The 15,486-nt window shown below is 61.5% G+C and carries 13 protein-coding genes; 11 read left to right on the top strand and 2 right to left on the bottom strand.

Going from position 1 to position 15,486, the window contains the following annotated elements; all coding sequences use genetic code 11:
• Positions 1 to 19: 19 nt before the first annotated feature.
• The gene (locus FHT77_RS25875; RefSeq protein ID WP_183757730.1) at positions 20 to 1,819 is read right to left on the bottom strand and encodes a diguanylate cyclase; all 1,800 of its coding nucleotides are present in this window, start codon (positions 1,817 to 1,819) and stop codon (positions 20 to 22) included.
• 253 nt (positions 1,820 to 2,072) lie between these two features.
• Between FHT77_RS25875 and FHT77_RS25880 the strand changes: the two genes are divergently transcribed.
• Both FHT77_RS25880 and FHT77_RS25885 read left to right on the top strand, forming a co-directional pair.
• Entirely contained in the window at positions 2,073 to 2,777 is a 705-nt protein-coding gene (locus FHT77_RS25880) for a GntR family transcriptional regulator (protein ID WP_183757732.1), read from the top strand.
• 127 nt (positions 2,778 to 2,904) lie between these two features.
• Complete coding sequence (locus FHT77_RS25885) at positions 2,905 to 3,867, top strand: dihydrodipicolinate synthase family protein (RefSeq protein WP_183757734.1); 963 nt, start codon at positions 2,905 to 2,907, stop codon at positions 3,865 to 3,867.
• A gap of 72 nt (positions 3,868 to 3,939) precedes the next feature.
• Here FHT77_RS25885 and FHT77_RS25890 read toward each other — a convergent pair whose 3' ends face one another.
• On the bottom strand, positions 3,940 to 4,977 hold the full coding sequence (locus FHT77_RS25890; RefSeq protein WP_183757736.1) for an Ldh family oxidoreductase: 1,038 nt from the start codon (positions 4,975 to 4,977) through the stop codon (positions 3,940 to 3,942).
• 148 nt (positions 4,978 to 5,125) lie between these two features.
• Here FHT77_RS25890 and FHT77_RS25895 point away from each other — a divergent pair, with 148 nt between their 5' ends.
• From FHT77_RS25895 to FHT77_RS25935, 9 genes are all read left to right on the top strand, one after another.
• Entirely contained in the window at positions 5,126 to 6,643 is a 1,518-nt protein-coding gene (locus FHT77_RS25895; protein ID WP_183757737.1) for an aldehyde dehydrogenase (NADP(+)), read from the top strand.
• 183 nt (positions 6,644 to 6,826) lie between these two features.
• The gene (locus tag FHT77_RS25900; protein ID WP_114710407.1) at positions 6,827 to 7,636 is read left to right on the top strand and encodes a transporter substrate-binding domain-containing protein; all 810 of its coding nucleotides are present in this window, start codon (positions 6,827 to 6,829) and stop codon (positions 7,634 to 7,636) included.
• A 69-nt stretch (positions 7,637 to 7,705) separates the two neighbouring features.
• Positions 7,706 to 8,371 (top strand): amino acid ABC transporter permease, encoded by a 666-nt coding sequence (locus FHT77_RS25905; RefSeq protein ID WP_183757739.1) that lies wholly within the window; start codon positions 7,706 to 7,708, stop codon positions 8,369 to 8,371.
• Positions 8,372 to 8,383: 12 nt separating this feature from the next.
• A complete protein-coding gene (locus tag FHT77_RS25910; RefSeq protein ID WP_183757741.1) occupies positions 8,384 to 9,037 on the top strand; it encodes an amino acid ABC transporter permease in 654 nt (217 codons plus the stop codon).
• Positions 9,030 to 9,752: an amino acid ABC transporter ATP-binding protein gene (locus FHT77_RS25915; RefSeq protein WP_183757742.1), complete on the top strand. Its 723-nt coding sequence runs from the start codon at positions 9,030 to 9,032 to the stop codon at positions 9,750 to 9,752. Before FHT77_RS25910 ends, FHT77_RS25915 begins: the two co-directional genes overlap by 8 nt.
• Positions 9,753 to 9,759: 7 nt before the next feature.
• On the top strand, positions 9,760 to 11,010 hold the full coding sequence (locus tag FHT77_RS25920) for an FAD-binding oxidoreductase (RefSeq protein WP_183757744.1): 1,251 nt from the start codon (positions 9,760 to 9,762) through the stop codon (positions 11,008 to 11,010).
• An 84-nt stretch (positions 11,011 to 11,094) separates the two neighbouring features.
• Positions 11,095 to 12,786, top strand: a complete 1,692-nt coding sequence (locus FHT77_RS25925; protein ID WP_183757746.1) for an aconitase X — start codon at positions 11,095 to 11,097, stop codon at positions 12,784 to 12,786.
• Between the two features lie 9 nt (positions 12,787 to 12,795).
• The gene (locus FHT77_RS25930) at positions 12,796 to 13,824 is read left to right on the top strand and encodes a trans-3-hydroxy-L-proline dehydratase (protein WP_183757748.1); all 1,029 of its coding nucleotides are present in this window, start codon (positions 12,796 to 12,798) and stop codon (positions 13,822 to 13,824) included.
• 149 nt (positions 13,825 to 13,973) lie between these two features.
• The gene (locus tag FHT77_RS25935) at positions 13,974 to 15,431 is read left to right on the top strand and encodes a lytic transglycosylase F (RefSeq protein WP_183757750.1); all 1,458 of its coding nucleotides are present in this window, start codon (positions 13,974 to 13,976) and stop codon (positions 15,429 to 15,431) included.
• The last annotated feature ends 55 nt before the right edge of the window (positions 15,432 to 15,486 follow it).

The raw sequence follows: 15,486 nt of genomic DNA on the forward strand, positions 1-15,486 counted from the left end.
AATCAAAGGATTGAGAAAGCTACCCGGCAAGCCGGTGATTGGGGGACCCGTCGGCACCATCGATCAAGGTGATGTTCCTGCCCTTCGATTTGGCGCGAAGGAGCGCCGCGTCTGCCCTTTGCAGCAGCGTGGCGGCTGGTTTGTCATCATCCGCCAAGGCAATCCCGATCGATACAGTTACGGTCCCCAACGGCCGCCCCTGATAGGTTATGGGTGCGGCCTCGACCGCGTTGCGAAGTTTTTCCCCAATATCGAATGCCGATTCCCGCGTCCCTTCGGGGAGAAGGACCGTGAACTCCTCGCCGCCGAACCTGTAAACGGAACCCGACTTGCCGGCCGTCTCGGCCATCAGGGTCGCAACTTGCCGCATGACGTGGTCGCCGGCATCATGGCCAAACTCGTCATTGAAGTGCTTGAAGTGATCGATGTCGACCATCAGGCAGGCCGTTGGGCGGTCAACGGTGTCTCGGCGCAGCCGGTTCATCTCGTCGTCCAGCGAGCGTCGATTGAGAAGCCCTGTCAGGGGATCGCGCACGGCAAGCTGTGTCAGCCGCTCCCTGAGCTGAAGATTGGCGATCGCCAGCCCGATATTCTCGGCGATGATCTCAATGTAGAGCCTTGCGGTCTCCATCGCCTTGCCGCCATCGGTGCCCTCGAAATACAGCAGACCGACTGTGTCGCCATGGGCGGAGAGCGGTATGCAGATGCAGGCGTGTTCCCCTTCCTCAAGATGTTGGCAGGGCACATCGTCTCGCGAATGGTCGCTGACATGCGGCCTGCCGCGTCTCAATCCCCAGCATTCCGCCGGCGCCAGTACGTCATGCGACCGGTTCGGTTGTAGCCAGCGGCTGGCGGAGGCAAGGGCCGATCGGCCACCGTTCATGAGGTACAGGTGTCCGGCGAGATGTGGAAAGATCTGCGGCGCGAAAAGTGAAACGACATCGGCGAGTTCCTCCTGTTGCTGGCAGGCCTGAAGCCGATGCATCATCTGAAGAATGTGATCCTTCGTTTTCTGATCGCGCCGTCGCTCGGCATCCAGGCGCTCTCGCTCCAGGCCGTTGTCGCGGAAGATCTGGATCGCTTCGTTCATTTCGCCGATCTCGTCGTGCCGCCTGTCAGGCAGCACCTCGACGTCATAGTCCTGCTTCGCCAGTCGATTGACGATCCCAGTCATTCTGAGCAGCGGCGTTGCCACCCGACGCTTCAACACAAAATACAGGACGCCGATGAAGACGGCCGCCGTCAGCCCCAACATCGACTTCGCTATGTTGTCCCAGAGGTCGGTTCTTGCTTTTGCAGCAGCGAGTTCGTCGTCGGCACGGGTCGCCACGAGATCGGTAAAATGCTGAACGCTGGCGAGCAGATCAGTCTGCAAGCGCTCATGCTCGGGTCCAAAAAGGGTTTGCCGTGCACCGTCGCGATCGCCGTTCCCATAATCAGCAACGGCACGTTCCTCGATTTGGTCCAATGCCTCCGCGTCACCTTCCAACCGGCGCAATGCGGCAAGTTCCGGCGATGACAGATCGGTCAATTTCAAGCCCTTGATGGCTTCCTCGCGAGCGCGTTCCTCTCCATCGGCGCTGCGGAAGGCCTGAAGGTGACGGTCCTCGCCGCGCATCACGTAGAGGCGGGCATCCTCCGTTGTCTGTTCGGCTGCTATTGCGAGCTGATCAGCAAGCTCGTCGAGTTGCTGGCGCATCTCCACCGCCGACCGTTCGCGCACGGCGCTGTAGGCAGACAGAATGAAGGCTCCGCCCGAGAGAACGGTGAGTACAACCGTCACGGCATAGGCCCAATTTGTAATCGTGCTGATCCGCATTCTGTCTCGTACCTTCGCCCCCTGGGTGGTCCTTCTGCGATGCTAAGATAGATGAATAAATGAGCACTTAATTGTATTTGCCCACCGAATTCTGGTAGCGCCAATCGATCTGCGACGGCAGTCTACCATGTTACGCGCGGAGCCGCCCTTTGTATGCTCGCGCGACGTGCTGCGCTTTCACCCGCCGAGTCGCCACCACTATTGACCACTACGCGAGAAAAAGTATTCCTTTTGTCGACAAAAGGATTCTTCGATGACTGATACAGATACGAACTCCACCCCAGAGCGCAAGCGCGGCTCCGGCGTCAAGATGGTCTACGACCTCTTGCGCGACGAGATCCTTGATCTTGTATTGCCGCCCGGCAGCCCCATCGATGAAGTGCAGTTGGCCGAGCGGTTCAAGATGTCGCGTACGCCGATCCGCGAGGCATTGGTTCGGCTGGCGGGCGAGGGGCTGATTGAGACACTGCCAAACCGTTCGACTATGGTATCGAATATCGACTTCCTGAATCTCAACACCTTCTTCGACGCGTTGGTCCTGATGTACCGCGTGACGACACGGCTTGCGGCGCGAAACCACCGCCCGGAGGATTTGGCGATTATCCGCGGCTTCCATGCAGACTATGCGGCGGCCGTTGAGGGACGCAATGCACTGACCATGATCTCCACCAATGCGGCTTTCCACGCAGCAATCGCCGAGGCGGGCCGCAATCCCTATTTCACCAGCCTGTTCCGTCGTTTGCTGGATGAGGGGAGACGCATTCTGCGACTTTACTACCGGTCTTACGACGAGCAGTTTCCGCAACGCTTCGTCGATGAGCATGCGGAAATCATCGCTGCTATCGAGGCACGCGACATCGAGGCGGCCGATCGCTTGGGCAAGGCGCACGCGGAGCAGATCGTTGCCCAGGTGCAGAAGCTTTTCAGCCGTGATGTCGGGATCGACATAGCGCTTTAAAGACCTCGGCGGCGTTTGCGTTTTTCTTGTCGACAAATAAAATACAAGATGATATATCACCTGAAAAAGAGGGAGGCTCTGCACGTTTGTGTCGGCCGACTGATCAAACGGCCGAAAGGAGACCGATATGAAGGCTAAGATTTTCTCGGGCGTGATCCCCGCCCTGATGACCCCCTGCAAGCAGGATCGTACCCCCGATTTCGACGCCCTTGTCCGCAAGGGACAGGAACTGATTGCCCAGGGCATGTCGGCAGTCGTTTACTGCGGTTCGATGGGTGACTGGCCGCTCCTGACCGATGCGCAGCGCATGGAAGGCGTCGAGCGCCTGGTAAAGGCTGGCATCCCGGTCATCGTTGGGACCGGTGCCGTCAACAGCGCCTCGGCCGTTGCACATGCAGCGCACGCCCAGAAGGTAGGCGCCCAGGGCCTGATGGTCATCCCGCGTGTCCTGTCGCGTGGCTCGGTGATCGGCGCCCAGAGGGCGCACTTCAAGGCAATCCTTTCGGCTGCCCCCGATCTTCCTGCTGTCATCTACAACAGCCCCTATTATGGTTTTGCCACCCGCGCTGATCTGTTCTCTGCGCTCCGGGCCGAGCATCCTAACCTAGTCGGTTTCAAAGAATTCGGCGGCGCTGCCGATATGCGTTATGCGGCCGAGAACATCACCAGCCGCGATGATGGTGTTTCGCTGATGATCGGCGTCGACACGGCCGTCTTCCACGGCTTCGTGAACTGCGGTGCGACCGGCGCCATCACCGGCATCGGCAATGTGCTGCCCAAGGAAGTGCTGCACCTCTGCAACCTCTCGCAGGCAGCGGCTGAAGGCGATGCGGATGCCCGCCAGCGGGCGCTGGAGCTCGAGCAGGCACTGGCAGTGCTCTCCTCGTTCGACGAAGGCCCGGACCTCGTCCTGTTCTTCAAGCACATGATGGTGTTGAAGGGCGATAAGGAATACACGCTCCACTTCAACGAAACCGACGTCCTGACGGACAGTCAGCGCGGTTACGTCGAATCTCAGTTTAAGCTCTTCAACAACTGGTACGCAGAGTGGAGCAAGCTCCCCGGCGCAGTGGCGAAGTACAAGGCTTGATTTTCTAAAGCTCTCAGGAAAGGCCCTCCAACGGAGGGCCTTTTTGTGTTTCCGGCGGTCTCGGGTGGTGGCTCAGGCCACCGCCTCCAGACCGAGTGCGAGCAACCGCTCGAGCTGCTTGATTTCGGCCTCGGTCAGCGTGACGCCATTGGCTTCCGATTTTGCGCGCGCCACATACCGGCGCTGTGAGGGCAGGCGGGCGCCTTGGCCGACGATTGCCTCAAACAACATCTCTGCACGCGCAAACGGATTGCCCGGCCGGCCGGCGGCGAAGGCCTCCGGCGAGAATGCAATGATCAACTCGCCGTGGAAGGGCGCAAGTGTTGTCGTGCCGAGATAATCGAGCACCTCTGGGCTTGTCAGGTCGCCGATCATGATGCCCGCGAGCAGCTCGATCATCGTGCCGATGGCCGAGCCCTTGTGTCCGCCGAATGGCAGCATGGCGCCAGCAAGCGCAGCTTCCGGATCGGTCGTCGGGTTGCCGTCGGCATCGATCGCCCAGCCGTCCGGCAGTGATTTTCCCGACCGCCGATGCAGCTCGATTTCGCCGCGCGCGGCAACAGAGGTGGCGAAATCGAAGACATAGGGTGGCTGGCCGGCGCGCGGCCAGGCGAAGGCAAAGGGGTTGGTGCCGAGCAGGGGTTTGTTGCCTCCTGTCGGTGCAACTGTCGCATAGCTCGGGCACATAACGAGACCCGCAAGCCCTTGTTCGGTAAGCGCTTCTGCTTCTGGCCACAGGGCGGAGAAGTGGGTGCAGTCGTTGATAACGAGTGCTGCCAGTCCGCACGCTCGGGCGCGCTCCGCGAGTGCCGGCAGGCCGAGTTCGAAGGCCGGATTGGCGAAGCCGCCCTTGGCGTTGACCTTTACAATCGCCGAACCCTCCTGCAGCAGCAATTCCGGAACCGCATCCGGCTTCACCTTGCCCGCTTTGACGGTACGCAACGCACCTTCGATCCGATAGATACCGTGCGACTTGCAGGCATCCCGCTCACCGGCGACAATTACGCGAGCGAGCGCACCGGCTTGGATCTCGTTGAGGCCTGCCTTGCGGAAAATTGCATCGACCCTCTCCTGCAGGGCCGCGACGGTCAGGGTGGTGTTCTCGCTCATCTTGTGTCTCTCATGGCTGGCCCGGCCGCCGAAGGCGATCGAGTGTTGAAGTTATAAATACATAGAGTATACAAAGATCCGGCATGCGCAATTCGCCTGCAGATGGATTTTCGCAAGGCGCCCCCGGCTTTCAAGGAAGGAATAGCAAATGGTCTTCACTCCCAATGGAAAACACCTCGTCGCGGGCGAATGGCTCGACGGAGCGGGTACTTTTGCATCCGCACCGGCGCATGGTCCAGTGCATCAGTTCGCCGTTGGCACGGTCGACCTGGTGAGCCGCGCCTGCGAGGCGGCCGAAGATGCCTTCTGGAGCTACGGCTACTCCACACGCGCAGAGCGGGCCGCGTTCCTTCGTGCGATCGCTGACGAGATCGAGGCGCGGGCCGAGGCAATCACGGAGATTGGTAGCCAGGAAACGGGTCTGCCGGAAGCGCGCCTGCAGGGCGAACGCGGCCGCACGACCGGCCAGTTGCGGCTCTTTGCCGATCACATCGAAAAGGGCGAATATCTTGACCGCCGCCGTGACGCGGCACTGCCCGACCGTCAACCCGCGCCGCGGCCGGAGATCCGCCTCATTCAGCGCCCGATCGGCCCGGTGGCCGTCTTCGGTGCGTCGAACTTCCCGCTGGCCTTCTCGACTGCTGGCGGTGATACGGCCGCCGCACTAGCCGCGGGTTGCCCTGTCGTGGTCAAGGGTCACTCGGCGCATCCCGGCACCGGCGAAATCGTCGCCCAGGCGATCGAGGCTGCCATCCGCAAGACCGGTATTCATCCCGGCGTCTTCTCGCTGATCCAGGGCGGCAATCGCCAGGTCGGCGAAGCCCTGGTGCAGCATCCGCGTATCAAGGCTGTTGGCTTCACCGGCTCGCTCGCCGGCGGTCGCGCGCTCTTCAACCTATGTGCCGCACGGCCTGAGCCGATCCCGTTCTTCGGCGAACTCGGATCTGTCAATCCGATGTTCCTTTTGCCCGAAGCGCTGAAGGCACGCGGCGAAACGCTCGGCCAGGGCTGGGCGGGATCGCTGACCATGGGTGCCGGGCAGTTCTGCACCAATCCCGGCATCGCCGTGGTGGCGGAAGGCGCCGAAGCCGATCGCTTCGTGGCCGCAACGGTTGAAGCACTGGGCAAGGTGGCGCCGCAGACCATGCTCACGGACGGCATCGCGAAGGCCTATCAGGATGGACAGGCGCGCTTTGCAACCCGCAATACGGTCAACCCGCTGTTCACCGGCGAGTCCTCCGGCCGGACGGCTGCACCCAACCTTTTTGAGACGACCGGTGCGCAGTTCCTGGCCGACCACGCCCTCGGTGAAGAGGTCTTCGGGCCGCTTGGCCTTGTGGTTCGCGTTAAGACGATTGATGAGATGGAGCAACTGGCGCGCGGCTTCGAAGGTCAGTTGACGGCGACGATCCACATGAATGCCGGCGACATCGCCGACGCCCGCCGTCTGCGCCCAGTGCTCGAGCGAAAGGCGGGGCGCGTCCTTGTCAACGGGTTCCCGACGGGCGTCGAGGTAGTCGATTCCATGGTCCATGGCGGCCCCTATCCGGCTTCGACGAACTTCGGAGCAACCAGCGTCGGCACGATGTCGATCCGTCGCTTCCTGCGGCCGGTCTCGTACCAGAATATGTCGGAAGATCTTCTGCCTGAGGATTTCCTCAGCTGATTTTCATCGAAAGGTAGAAAAGCAAAGGGCGGCCACTACTTGGCCGCCCTTTTTGTCGACATGATCGCTATTCGTCTTATACTTTTTGCATACTTGATGTATTTTACGATTGATTTGCGCGCGCTGAAGAGGAATAGTGCGCCTCGCTGTCCATCGACAAATCCAACTCTGGGAGAGAGAAAAATGAAAACCTCGGTCCTCGCTTTCGGCCTTCTGGCCGCCGCCACCCTCCTGACCAGCCCGGCCAAAGCCGACAAGCTGGACGACATCATCGGTTCGGGCACGCTGCGCTGCGCCGTTGTGCTGGACTTCCCGCCGATGGGTTCGCGCGACGAGAACAACAATCCGATCGGCTTCGACGTGGACTACTGCAACGATCTGGCCAAGGCGCTCGGCGTAACTGCCGAAATCGTCGAGACCCCGTTCCCCGAGCGTATTCCGGCGCTGATGTCCGGCCGCGTCGATGTCGGCGTCGCCTCCACCTCCGACACGCTGGAGCGTGCCAAGACCGTCGGCATGACGGTTCCCTACTTTGCCTTCGAGATGGCGGTTACCGCGAACGAGAAGTCGGGCGTGAAGTCCTTCGAAGACATGAAGGGCAAGGTTGTCGGCGCAACCGCTGGCACCTACGAAGCGATCGCGCTCGAACAGCAGGTCAAGGCTTGGGGTGTCGGCGAGTTCCGTCCTTACCAGACGCAGGCCGACGTGTTCCTCGCACTGAGCCAGGGCCAGCTTGACGCCACCGTCTCGACCTCGACCGTTGCTCAGGCCAACGTCAAGACCGGCAAGTTCCCGGGCATCGCAGTGGTCGGCAAGGCGCCGTTCGATATCGACTACGTCGCGCTCTTCACCAACCGTGAGGAATACGGCCTGGTCAACTACCTGAACCTGTTCATCAACCAGCAGGTTCGCACCGGCCGCTACGCCGAGCTCTACAAGAAGTGGGTCGGCGGCGACGTCCCGTCGCTCGCGGTCAACGGCGTTTACCGCTAATCTGGACCGTTTCTCCCGCGGCGCGAGGTCATCCCTCGCGCCGTAGCTTTACGACAAGGTGAGACGGTCATGTTTAACTACACCTTCCACTGGAACCAAGCGCTCAAGGCATTGCCACAAATGCTCGACGGCGCGCTGGTCACGCTGCAGATCGCGCTCCTGTCCATGATTATCGGACTGGCGTGCGCACTTGCGCTGACCTTGTTCCGGCTCTCCGCCAACCGCATTCTCGCTGGCTTTGCCACTGCCTGGGTCGAGATCGCGCGAAACACACCTGCGCTCTTCCAGATCTACATGGCCCATTTTGGCCTTGGCAATTTTGGCATTCACCTCACGCCCTTTACCGCGCTCCTTGTTGGCATTGCCTTTAATAACGCCGGTTACTTGGCCGAGAATTTCCGTGGCGCGCTGAAGGCGATCCCGGACACGCAGACACGCGCCGGACGCTCGCTTGGCATGACGTCCATGCAGGCGTTTCGACTGATTGTCCTTCCGCAAATGCTGCGCGTGGCGTTCCTGCCGGCGACCAACCAGATGGTCTGGGCAGTTCTGATGACGTCGCTCGGCGTTACCGTCGGCATGAACACCGATCTTGCCGGCGTGACGCAGGAGCTTAATGCGCGCTCTTTCCGCACCTTTGAATTCTTCGCCTTGGCGGCGGTGATCTACTACTTCATCGCCAAAGTTCTGACCCTTGCCGCCCGGGCACTTGCCTGGCGCATGTTCCGCTACTGAGAGAGGTGAGAGATGTTTGGTACTGCCCTCACCTGGGGTGATCTGGCCTTCCTGGCGCAAGGCGCGGGGATGACGCTCGCGGTCACTGTCGTTTCCGTCGCCGCCGGAACCGTTCTCGGCATCCTCTTCGGGATGATCCGCGTCGAACTCGGGCCTTACTGGTCCGCACCGCTGACCTTCGCGCTCGACGTCTTTCGTTCGGTGCCTTTGTTGATCCAGCTTGTGCTCGGCAATGCCTTGCAGTCGATCATGCGGCTTGGCTGGCCTCCGTTCACGACCTCCTGCGTTGTGCTGTCGCTCTATACGGCCGCCTACTGCACGGAAATCGTCCGCGGCGGGATTTCCTCGGTGCCGCCGACCACGCGGCGTGCTGCCCGGTCGCTCGGCATGAGCTGGTCGCAGGATATGCGCTATATTGTCATGCCGCTTGCGACACGCGTTTCGCTACCGTCCTGGATCGGCCTGACGCTTGGCGTCATGAAGGATTCCGCCTTGGTTCTCTGGCTCGGCCTGATCGAGCTGCTGCGCGCCTCGCAGATCCTCGTGACCCGGCTGCAGGAACCGTTGTTCATCCTGATGATCTGCGGCGCCGTCTACTTTATTATCAGCTTCCCCATCGCCCGGATTGGCGGGTATCTCGAAAAACGGTGGTCCCCCAATGATTGAGATTGAAAACGTCCGCAAATCCTTCGGCTCATTGGAGGTCCTGAAGGGCATCAACCTCACTGTCCCCAAGGGCGAGGTGCTGACCATCATCGGTGGTTCTGGCTCGGGAAAGTCGACATTGCTCACCTGTATCAATGGTCTCGAAGCCATCGATAGCGGCCGTATCGTCGTTGACGGCACCGATGTCCATGCCAAGGCGACCGACCTGAATAGGCTCCGCCGCAAGCTCGGTATCGTCTTCCAGCAGTGGAACGCGTTCCCGCATCTGACGGTGCTGGAAAACGTCATGCTCGCGCCCAGAAAGGTGCTCGGCCTTCCCAAGGCAGAAGCCGAAGCGATGGCTGTAAAGCAGCTTACCCACGTCGGCCTGGGGGAGAAGCTGAAGGTCTATCCCAACCGCATGTCCGGTGGCCAGCAGCAGCGCATGGCGATTGCGCGCGCGCTCGCCATGTCGCCGGAATACATGCTGTTCGACGAGGTCACCTCGGCGCTCGACCCGCAGCTCGTTGGCGAAGTCCTCGACACGCTGCGCATGCTCGCCTCCGAAGGGATGACGATGATCTGCGTCACGCACGAAATGAAGTTTGCGCGTGAGGTTTCCGATCGCGTCGCTTTCTTCCACAAGGGTGTGATGGCTGAGATTGCTCCGCCGGAAGAGCTGTTCGGTGCGCCGAAGGATCCGGAGCTGCAGGCCTTCCTCGCTGCCACTCACTGAGGCGATGATGAACGATCAAACCCAACCTGATGTGATCGTGATCGGCGCTGGAGTCGTTGGGCTTTCCGCGGCGATCGCAGCGCAGGCACGGGGCCTTTCCGTGGTCGTACTCGATCGCGAAGGTCCCGCTGCCGGCGCATCGGCAGGCAATGCCGGAGCCTTCGCCTTTACCGACATCCTGCCGCTCGCCTCACCCGGCATCCTGAAGAAGGCGCCGAAGTGGCTGCTCGACCCGCTCGGGCCGCTTTCGGTGCCGCCGGCCTATGCCTTGCAGATCGCACCATGGATGTTTCGGTTCTGGCGGGCCTGTGCGCCCGGTTGTGTTGCCCATTCGACCGCAGCGCAAACCGCGCTGATGGATCTTTCGAAAGCCGAGCTCGAACCGTTCCTGCAGCAGACCGGCACCGCCGCCATGCTGCGCAAGGACGGCAATCTTCAGGTCTATGAGGGCGAGGCCGAGTTGAAGGCCTCGCTTCCCGGCTGGAAGGCGCGCGAAGCGCACGGCGTTGAGTTCCACCACCTCGATGCAGCTGGGATCGCGGAGATCCAGCCCGGCCTCGCGACGCGTTTCACCCATGGCACCTTCACGCCCGGCTGGTACTCGATCGCCGATCCCAAACTCTATACCCTGGCTTTGGCAGATCACTTCCGTGCCATGGGCGGCACGATCGAGCGCGTCGAAGTTACAGCCTTGCGTCCCGCCGAGGGTGGTATCGATGTTCTGAGCGTCGGCGGCGGTTTGCGACGGGCCGCACAGGTCGTCTTGTCGGCAGGCGCCTTTTCCCATCAAGTGGCGCGCACGATCGGCGAGAAGATTCCGCTCGAAACCGAGCGTGGCTACAATACCACGCTTCCTCCCGAGGCTTTCGACCTGCGCACGCAGATTACCTTTGGCGGTCACGGTTTTGTCGTTACCCGGCTATCGACGGGGATTCGCGTTGGTGGCTCCGTCGAACTCGGAGGGCTGAAGCTGCCGCCGAATTTCCAACGCTCGGAAGCGATGCTGGAGAAAGCTCGCAGCTTCCTGCCCGGGTTGAAGCCGCACGGCGGTGTGCAATGGATGGGGTTCCGTCCGTCTTTGCCCGACAGCCTGCCCGCCATCGGCCACGCCCGCGATACGCAGCGGGTGATCCATGCTTTCGGCCACGGCCATCTCGGCCTCACGCAGTCGGCAGGCACCGCACGCATCGTCGCGGATCTGTTGACTGGCAAGAAGCCCGCGATCGACATCGCGCCCTTCTCGCCCCAAAGATTCTGACGGGGATCAAGGCGAGCGAACCGCGACGTTGCTCGTAACATCCCCGTTGGTGAATGCCATCTCTCTCCTTGAGGCTTCGCCGACATGAAACACTCTGTACCCGATCGCAGCATTCTCGCTGGCTCTGCCCACGGTCCGGTTATCGCCACCGATGAGGCTCTGAGCTTCTGGGGTGGAGTCGACCCAGCGACCGGCTGTGTGATCGACGTACACCACCCGCTTCACGGGGCGTGCCTGACAGGCAGCGTCTTGATGATGCCGTCGAGCCGTGGGTCCTGCACGGGCTCCGGCGTTCTCCTCGATCTTGTGCTGACAGGGCGCGCACCGGCCGCTCTGGTTTTTTCCGAGGCCGAGGATGTGCTGACACTCGGTGCGCTGATCGCGTCTGAAATGTTCGGAAAGCCGCTGCCTGTCCTGCGGCTTGGGCCCGACGCCTTCTCCGCACTCTCCCGTGCGAAAACCGCCGAGATCAGCGATAAGGCCGTCGTGGCAGACGGGTTGGAGATTCCGATTGCACCTCCGGAAACCGCTGCACTCGATTTTAGCGAAACCGACCGCGCCATGCTGAACGGACAGCAGGGCGTCGCCGTGCAGCAGGCCATGCGCATCATCAGCGCCATGGCAGCGCAGCAGGGCGCGCACGGACTTGTCGATGTCACGCAAGGCCACATCGACGGCTGCATTTATGCGAGCCCGGCCAATCTCACCTTCGCGGAAAAGATGGCCGACATGGGGGCGCAGGTTTGCGTGCCGACCACGATGAACGCCATTTCCGTCGATCGCGCCAATTGGCAGACGCAGGGCGTGCCGCAAGCCTTCGGCGACCCGGCGGCCCGGCTTGCCGATGCCTATGTCCGCATGGGCTGTCGGCCGACTTTCACCTGCTCTCCGTACCTGCTTGACAGCGCGCCGCAGGCGGGCGAACCCATCGCCTGGGCGGAATCCAATGCGGTGATCTTCGCCAACACAGTGCTGGGAGCCAGAACGGCAAAGCACCCGGATTTCCTCGATCTCTGCATCGCGCTGACCGGTCGAGCGCCACTTTCCGGGGTCTATCTCGACGAGCACCGGAAGGCACGGCGGATCATCGATGTGGAGTTGCCGGCAGAGGTCGACGACGCCTTCTGGCCACTGATCGGCTATCTCGCCGGTCGCGCCGCGCCGGACCGCATTCCGCTTCTGCGCGGCCTTGGTCCCGCACAGCCGACGCTGGATGATCTCAAGGCCCTGTGCGCCGCCTTCGGCACCACCTCTGCTGCACCCATGCTGCATATCGAAGGCGTCACGCCCGAAGCTGCCGGCGCTGCCCGCGATAATGCCGACCATGCATCGATCTCCCGTGCCGACATGGCTGCGGCCTGGACAGCCCTGAACGGCGGGCCGGAGGAGGTGGAACTCATCGCTATCGGCAGTCCGCATGCCTCCTTGACCGAATGCCGCGCCTTGGCTGAAGTTCTGGCTGGTCGTCGCCGACATGCCAGCGTCGCGGTGATCGTCACTGCCGGTCGCCAGGTGATCAGTGATGCCCGCAACGAGGGTCTGCTCGGCAGGTTGGAGGATGCGGGCGTGCAGGTTCTCCCGGATCTTTGCTGGTGTTCGATTTCCGAGCCGCTGTTCCCGACGCGGACCCGTGCCCTGCTGACGAATTCCGGCAAGTACGCCCACTACGGCCCAGGGCTCTCCGGCCGCGCCGTTCGCTTCGGCAGCCTTGCTGATTGTGTCGAAGCGGCTCTAACGGGTCGCGTCCCCCCGCGGCTCCCCAATTGGCTTTCCTGAGGAGGTATCATGCGCAGTACCAAGACCATCCATGTCGTGTCCGCCCATGCCGAGGGCGAGGTGGGCGATGTCATCGTTGGCGGCGTTACGCCGCCGCCCGGCGAAACCATATGGGAACAAAGCCGCTGGATCGCCCGTGACGGGACGTTGCGCAACTTCGTCCTGAACGAACCGCGCGGCGGTGTCTTCCGCCACGTCAATCTGCTGGTGCCTCCGAAGCATCCCGATGCCGATGCCGCCTTCATCATCATGGAGCCCGAGGACACGCCTCCGATGTCCGGCTCGAACTCGATCTGCGTCTCCACGGTGTTGCTGGACAGCGGCATTTTGCCGATGCAGGAGCCCGTTACCGAGATCACCCTGGAAGCCCCCGGCGGCCTCGTTCGCGTGCGCGCCGAGTGCCGCAATGGCAAGGCCGAGCGCATCTTCGTGCAGAACCTGCCGAGCTTTGCGGAACAGCTGGATGCCAAGCTCGAAGTCGAAGGGCTGGGCACACTGACCGTCGATACTGCCTATGGCGGCGACAGCTTCGTCATCGTCGATGCGGCAGCGATGGGCTTCAGCCTGTCGCCCGACGAGGCGCATGACATTGCGAGGCTCGGCGTGCGTATCACCAACGCGGCCAACGCTGGGCTCGGATTCCACCACCCGGAAAATCCGGATTGGAAGCACTTCTCGTTCTGCCTTTTCGCAGGTCCGGTGGAGCGCACCGCCGAAGGTCTGCGTGCGGGTGCGGCCGTCGCCATTCAGCCCGGAAAGGTCGACCGTTCGCCGACCGGAACCGCGCTTTCGGCGCGCATGGCGGTATTGCATGCGCGCGGACAGATGAACCTCGAAGATCGGTTGACCGCGGTCTCGCTGATCGGTTCGACCTTCTCTGGCCGCATTCTAGGCACCACGAAAGTCGGCGATCGCGCGGCAATCCTGCCGGAAATTTCCGGCCGCGCATGGATCACCGGCACCCATCAGCACATGCTCGATCCGTCCGACCCCTGGCCGGAAGGGTATCGATTGACTGACACCTGGGGCGCCCGTTAACGGTTAGGCTGCGTCGGCAGCTCGCAGGCATGAATCCGGCAAATTGTCTTGAGCGGGAGAGCTCGCTCAAGGTGCCGACCGGGTCCCACTCTGCCGCTTTGATTGTCTAATAAACGTGATACGCTCTCGGCACCAGCTGGGGGCAGATCATGCGACATTTCCTTTTCAGCCTAGTGCTCGCAACCATGACCGTATTGTTCGGTCAGGTTGGTACGTTCGCCCAAACGAAGATCGAGATCGGCAAGATCATGCCGAAGCCGAATACAGGCGATCTCGACGCGATGACCAAGATCCGGCTTATCCGTATTCTGGTGCCGTATAGCAAGACCATCTATTTCATCGACAAGGGCCGCCAGTACGGAACGGCCGTGGAGTTCGGGACCGCCCTCGAGGCGGAGCTGAACAAGGGTAAGAAGAAGGAAATCGAGCGCATCCGCATCGCCTTCATCCCAACCGGTCGCGACCGACTGATTCCAGCCCTCAAGGAGGGCGCCGGCGACATCGTCATGGCGAATCTGACGGTGACGCCGGCGCGCCTCCAGGAGGTCGATTTCAGCGCGCCGCTCTACAGCGACGCCAGCGAGGTTCTGGTTTCCGGACCGTCTGCGGGGCCGATTGCAAGCATCGATGACCTCGCCGGCAAGGAAATCCGCGTCCGCCAGACCAGCAGCTACTACGAGCATCTTCTGGCGCTCAATGAGCAATTCAAGAAAGATGGAAAGCCAGAGATTCAGGTCAAGCCGATCGACGAGAACCTCGAAGATGAAGATCTGATGGAAATGGTTAACGCCGGCCTGCTCCCCTGGACCGTTGTCGATGGATATAAGGCCGACATCTGGGCAAAGGTGTTCACGGACATGAAGGTGCATGCTGACGTCGCCGTGTCGGCGCATGGACAGATCGCCTGGGCAATCCGCAAGGGTAGCCCGCAGTTGAAAGCCGTCCTCGACAAGTTCGCCGAACAGCACAAGGTCGGCACGACGTTCGGCAACATGCTGCGCAATCGCTATTTCAAGAGCGATACGATGTTGCGGCGAGCCTATTCGCCGGCTGATGTCGAGCGCTTTAAGGACCTGGTCGAGATATTCCGCAAACACGCAGGGACGTATTCGTTCGATTATCTGATGCTCATGGCCCAGGGCTATCAGGAGTCGCAGCTCGATCAAACGCGCCACAGCCCGAGGGGCGCCGTCGGCGTGATGCAACTGTTGCCAGCCACGGCGGCCGGCAAGGAGATCGGTATCACCGGCATCGCAAAGAGCGAGGATCGTAACGTCGAGGCCGGCGCGAAATATCTACGCTATCTGGTCAAGGTCTATATCAATGATCCCGGCATCTCAGCCCGAGATCAGCAGCTGATGGCATTCGCCGCCTACAATGCTGGCCCGGGGAATCTGCGGAAATTTCGTGCCAAGGCGAAGGATATGGGGCTTAACCCTGACGTCTGGTTCGGAAACGTCGAAAACGCCGCTGCGGCCATCGTCGGGCGCGAAACGGTCCAGTACGTCAGCAATATATTCAAGTACTATGTCGCCTACAGCCTGCTGACGGAACGGGTCGAAGCGCAACGCGCTTCCGTGACGGTAACGACACCAGTGAAAAACTAGCAGACTGTGCACCTCTTACGCCGGATAAAGAACAAGGGGCCCGCGCGATGGCGGG

This window comes from Rhizobium sp. BK181, assembly GCF_014193305.1.
In the GTDB taxonomy this organism is placed as follows: Bacteria; Pseudomonadota; Alphaproteobacteria; order Rhizobiales; family Rhizobiaceae; genus Rhizobium.

What these genes read in the sequence shown, in the direction of transcription:
- FHT77_RS25875 (WP_183757730.1), bottom strand. Translation starts at nt 1,819, where the DNA reads ATGCGGATCAGCACGATTACAAATTGGGCCTATGCCGTGACGGTTGTA.
- FHT77_RS25880 (WP_183757732.1), top strand. Translation starts at nt 2,073, where the DNA reads ATGACTGATACAGATACGAACTCCACCCCAGAGCGCAAGCGCGGCTCC.
- FHT77_RS25885 (WP_183757734.1), top strand. Translation starts at nt 2,905, where the DNA reads ATGAAGGCTAAGATTTTCTCGGGCGTGATCCCCGCCCTGATGACCCCC.
- FHT77_RS25890 (WP_183757736.1), bottom strand. Translation starts at nt 4,977, where the DNA reads ATGAGCGAGAACACCACCCTGACCGTCGCGGCCCTGCAGGAGAGGGTC.
- FHT77_RS25895 (WP_183757737.1), top strand. Translation starts at nt 5,126, where the DNA reads ATGGTCTTCACTCCCAATGGAAAACACCTCGTCGCGGGCGAATGGCTC.
- FHT77_RS25900 (WP_114710407.1), top strand. Translation starts at nt 6,827, where the DNA reads ATGAAAACCTCGGTCCTCGCTTTCGGCCTTCTGGCCGCCGCCACCCTC.
- FHT77_RS25905 (WP_183757739.1), top strand. Translation starts at nt 7,706, where the DNA reads ATGTTTAACTACACCTTCCACTGGAACCAAGCGCTCAAGGCATTGCCA.
- FHT77_RS25910 (WP_183757741.1), top strand. Translation starts at nt 8,384, where the DNA reads ATGTTTGGTACTGCCCTCACCTGGGGTGATCTGGCCTTCCTGGCGCAA.
- FHT77_RS25915 (WP_183757742.1), top strand. Translation starts at nt 9,030, where the DNA reads ATGATTGAGATTGAAAACGTCCGCAAATCCTTCGGCTCATTGGAGGTC.
- FHT77_RS25920 (WP_183757744.1), top strand. Translation starts at nt 9,760, where the DNA reads ATGAACGATCAAACCCAACCTGATGTGATCGTGATCGGCGCTGGAGTC.
- FHT77_RS25925 (WP_183757746.1), top strand. Translation starts at nt 11,095, where the DNA reads ATGAAACACTCTGTACCCGATCGCAGCATTCTCGCTGGCTCTGCCCAC.
- FHT77_RS25930 (WP_183757748.1), top strand. Translation starts at nt 12,796, where the DNA reads ATGCGCAGTACCAAGACCATCCATGTCGTGTCCGCCCATGCCGAGGGC.
- FHT77_RS25935 (WP_183757750.1), top strand. Translation starts at nt 13,974, where the DNA reads ATGCGACATTTCCTTTTCAGCCTAGTGCTCGCAACCATGACCGTATTG.